Source organism: Cytophaga sp. (genome assembly GCF_051961495.1).
In the GTDB taxonomy this organism is placed as follows: Bacteria; Bacteroidota; Bacteroidia; order Cytophagales; family Cytophagaceae; genus Cytophaga.
Genome location: NZ_JBQCDF010000039.1, coordinates 1 through 4,315, shown reverse-complemented (window position 1 = coordinate 4,315; position 4,315 = coordinate 1). Strand labels below are relative to the sequence as shown.

General features: G+C 46.0%; 3 protein-coding genes. 2 read left to right on the top strand and 1 reads right to left on the bottom strand.

All coding sequences use genetic code 11. From position 1 onward, the window contains the following. The first annotated feature begins 510 nt into the window (after positions 1-510). Positions 511-852 (top strand): four-helix bundle copper-binding protein, encoded by a 342-nt coding sequence (locus ACTHJT_RS02070; protein ID WP_440236028.1) that lies wholly within the window; start codon positions 511-513, stop codon positions 850-852. A gap of 214 nt (positions 853-1,066) precedes the next feature. On the opposite strand, the gene ACTHJT_RS02065 is transcribed toward ACTHJT_RS02070, so the two are convergent. Continuing rightward, a complete protein-coding gene (locus ACTHJT_RS02065) occupies positions 1,067-4,129 on the bottom strand; it encodes a PAS domain S-box protein (protein WP_440236026.1) in 3,063 nt (1,020 codons plus the stop codon). Between ACTHJT_RS02065 and ACTHJT_RS02060 the strand changes: the two genes are divergently transcribed. Next, positions 4,119-4,315 (top strand): hypothetical protein (locus ACTHJT_RS02060; protein WP_440236024.1); only part of this gene is annotated, 197 nt, incomplete at its 3' end. The two genes, ACTHJT_RS02065 and ACTHJT_RS02060, sit on opposite strands and share 11 nt — an antisense overlap.

The following is a 4,315-nucleotide window of genomic DNA, read 5'->3' as shown; positions in this document are numbered from 1 at the left end:
ACCCTGGTATAAAAAACATGGCTTTACGGTTGTTAAAGAATTACAGTTTAACAGTCCATTGGTGATGCTTAAAAAAGAATTGGACTACCAACAGGTGCTTGCGTGGTGATTGAAATAAATAATTGCTCGTAGATTTTTAACCGATGCATATTGTGATTGCATGAGAAACTTTTAGTCTGGTAAACTTTGTACATATTGTCATGAAAAGCCGGCAATGAACAAGCGTTCTTGCAGGCTTTTTTGTTTTCCCTTTAAAAAAGAACGTGCTGGAACTGATGATCTGTCTGATACAAAAGCCTCACACAAGGCAGACCGCTGTGCCAGCGTGAAATGGCCTGTACATTGCACTCCATAGTGAAGTGTCAGCACATAATATCTGAAATCATGTAACCATTCCCTTAAAACCTGCAATACCTGACACACCATACAAGCCTATCTTTACTATACCATACGAATGCACTTTTATTTTATACCGTAAACCATACTATTTCAAACTAAAAAATTACAGCTATGAAGGACCAGAAATTTCAGGACTGCATTGATGCATGTATTGCATGTGCAGTGGCATGCCAGTGTTGTGCAACAGAATGCCTTAGAGAAAGTGATGTTGCGATGCTTTTACATTGTGTAGAGCTCGACAGACAATGTGCCGTTGTTTGCGCGGCAACAGCAGAGCTCATGAGCATAGGTGGAAGCCATGCTACGCACCTGTGCGCCGAATGTGCAGAGATTTGCCGTGATTGTGCGCAGGAGTGTGAAAAGCATACTCATATGGAGCATTGCAAAAAATGTGCAGACGCGTGCAGAAGATGCGCCGAAGAATGTGAAAAAATGGCAAGCATACATGCATAACTCATGAAGGTGATATACACGACACATTAAAACGAGGCCCCGCTATTAAAATCGCGGGGCCTCGTTTTTAATTCTATTCTATTTATCTATTAAAAGATTGTAAATACTTTACCTGGTATTGCTTCACCGCAATGAATACAAACCGCGAAGAGCGAAGTTAGAATATGACTGCGAGCCGCAGACCATGACTGCAAGAACAATTGCAGCCCACCTCTTATATCCCCGCAGCCTTTTGCTTCATCGGCAGGGTGATCACAAACGTGGCACCCACTCCTTTGCTGCCGGTGGCTACAATGCTGCCATTATGGCGCTCTACTATTTTTTTACAAAGGGATAATCCTAAGCCCGTGCCTTCATATTTGTCTTTTGAATTGAGACGCGTGAAAGTTTCAAAAATCTGATCAGCCATTTCGGCATCAAAACCAATACCATTATCCTGCACGGTTATGCGGAAAAGACTGATGTGGCCTGCGGCAATTGTTTCTGAGCTAACCAGTATCTGTGGCGGCACATCGGCTTTTGCAAATTTAATGGAGTTGTTAATGAGGTTGTAAAATAATTGATTGAGTAATACCGGTGCCCCTTCAAGGGTTGGGAGATTGTGATACTGTATCGTGCCGCCATTTTTCTGCAAAGGAATTTCCAGGTCGGCTTCAATATTTTTCAATACAACGTTCAGATCCACTTCTTCAGATTTCTGCTTATTGGCATTGATGGTGGAGTATGCCAATACACCGTCTATCATAGTGTAAATACGGTCTGTAGCAGCCTGTATCTTTTCAATATATCGGGTTGCAGGTTCATCCAGTTTTCCCTGCAGCTGGTCTTCGAGCCTGCCGGTAAATGTTTTTATTTTCCGCACGGGTTCTTTCAAATCATGGGAAGCAACGTGTGCAAACTGCTGCAGGTCTTCGTTGGAACGCTGCAGTTCTTTGGTACGTGCGGCAACCAGACTTTCGAGCCTGGTAGTAAGTGTTTTCTGTTCATGAATATCGGTGCAGGTACCAAACCATTTAGTGATGATACCTGTTTTATCGCGTATAGGCAATGCCTTACTCAGGAACCAGCGGTACTCGCCCGTAGAACCGTTTTTGATGCGGAATTCAAGCTGGTAGGGCATACCATTCACCACGCTGTTGTACCAGTTTTCCGTTACCATAGGTGCATCATCAGGATGCAGCACGTGAATCCAGCTTTGATCGCCGCCCAGGTTTTCCTTCGAACCGGTGTATTCGTACCAGCGTTTGTTGAAGTAATCCACGTAACCATCGGCTTTACCGGTCCAGATGATCTGCGGCACCAGGTCAGCCATCTGGCTGAACTTCTCTTCGCTTTCTTTAATAATTGCCTGCACTTCTTTCTGTGCAGTAATATCTGCTGCGGAGCCAAACCATTCGATGATGTTGTTCTGCTGGTCGAATATGGGCACAGCGCGCGAGAAGGTCCAGCCTATCGTACCATCGGCTTTCAGCACACGATGCTCCAATTCAAAGACGTATTTTCCCGAAACAGCATCTGCCACAGCCTGCTGAACTTTTTCGTAATCTTTCGGGTGAATGTATTTTACAGCCCAGTCGGGCATTGCCTCACCAGTATCCGCGAGGAAGCCCCGGCCTTCCAGCTCACGCATCTCGCTCCAGTCAGCATTCATACGGTATACAACGTCCGAAGAAGCATTTACCAGCGCGCGAAAACGCGTCTCGCTTTCCTCGAGTTTTTTGCGAGCGGTAACCTGCTCGGTTACATCAATGGCCACCTGGATCATACCGGTGATTTGCCCGTCTTCTTTCAGCGGCCGGTAAGCGATGTTATAATAATAATCCTGCAGGATACCGTTGCGCTCATGCGGTACCAGCACTTCAGACTGATCAAAGGCTGTTCCTTCGCGGTAAACTTTTTCAACCTGTTCCCAGATATACTGTCCTTTCAGTTCCGGCATGAGAGTAAGCAAAGGAATTCCCAGCACATCGTCGCCACGGCCCAGCAATTGCAGCATAGGTGCATTCACCTGTTCAATCGCCAGATCATCGCCCATGAGCACGAGGGTTGGGGCAGGTGTCTGGTCAATCATCGATTTTAAACGTGCCTCACTTGCTTCTATCTGTTTACGCGCCCTGACCTGTTCGGTCACATCCACGCCCAGGCTGAGGATTCCTTCTACCCGGCCATCATTGTCATGCAAGGTTTTAATCGAAAAATTATAATACCCCTCTTTCAAGGCGTCATTCTTGCGGAAGGTAATCGGACTTTCTGAATAACTTGCCGCCCCTCCGCGCTGATACAAGTCTTTCAGCAAGCTGATCATCTGCTGCTCTTCCAGCTCGGGAGCGGCCTCAGCAAGGGGCTTGCCGATAATGTCTTTACTCTTCCACCAATATTGCTGGGTAAGTTCATTGGCAATTTCAATCACCAGGTCGGGGCCCATGAACAGAGTAGCCGCAACCGGAGCTTCCTGCAGCATGTTGCGGAAACGTGCCTCACTGCGTTTAAGCTCTTCTTCCACGCGCTTGATATCGGTAATATCACGGGTGGTGCCGGCTATGGCTTCCACTTCCCCTTTGCCATTCAGTACAGGTACGAGGATGTAATCATAGATGCGCCTGCCCAGCTCGGCATGCGGAAAAGATACGGTACCACGAAACGGTTTTTTTGTAACAATGATTTCATCAATCTCACGCTCATGCATCTGTGCGTGCCATTCTTCATAACCATTCTCACGCAAGCCACGGCCAATGGCATCTTCCGCTGATTTACCCCACATGGCCAGCAAGGCTTTGTTGGCATAGGTAAACCGGTATTGCAGATCGAACACGTACACCAGATCCGGAGTGTTATTGGTAATGGAATTATACAGACGCTCTTGTTTTTCGGCATGTTCCAGGGCCTTGTGCAGTGCCAGCTCTGTCTGTTTGGGTTCTGTTATATTCTCCAGGGTTACAATCAGCAGCCCCGCCTGATAGGTTGCGGTAAACCGGAACCAATGGTTTGATCCTGCCACTTCATACATGCGTTCAAAGCTGGTGGTGATACCGGTTTCAGCTGCCTCAATAAATTTCCCAAGCACATCGTTTTGCCGCGCCATGGGAAAAATTTCCGTATAACGTTTGCCTTTATAATCTATATCACCAACCCATTGAAGGATGTATTTGTTGAACAGCAGGACGGAAAAATCATCTACCTTGCCGCTTGCGTCATATATGGGCTGCATGGCCGCAATACCATTTGCAGCAGAATCAAAAACAATCTGAAAAAGCGTCTGATCTTCTGTGAACTCCATTATTCATTTAAATTTTGAACCTGACCCAAACCGGTTATTAGCTGGTGTATTCTTACTCACATCAATGTACTTTATCAAAACAGGGAGGAACTGTTTCAAAACTCATATTTTGGCAGAACATATTGCTGACAATAAGAAACTGATCAGAAGATACAAAAAAATAAGAAGCGATAAGCAAGGAAAGGA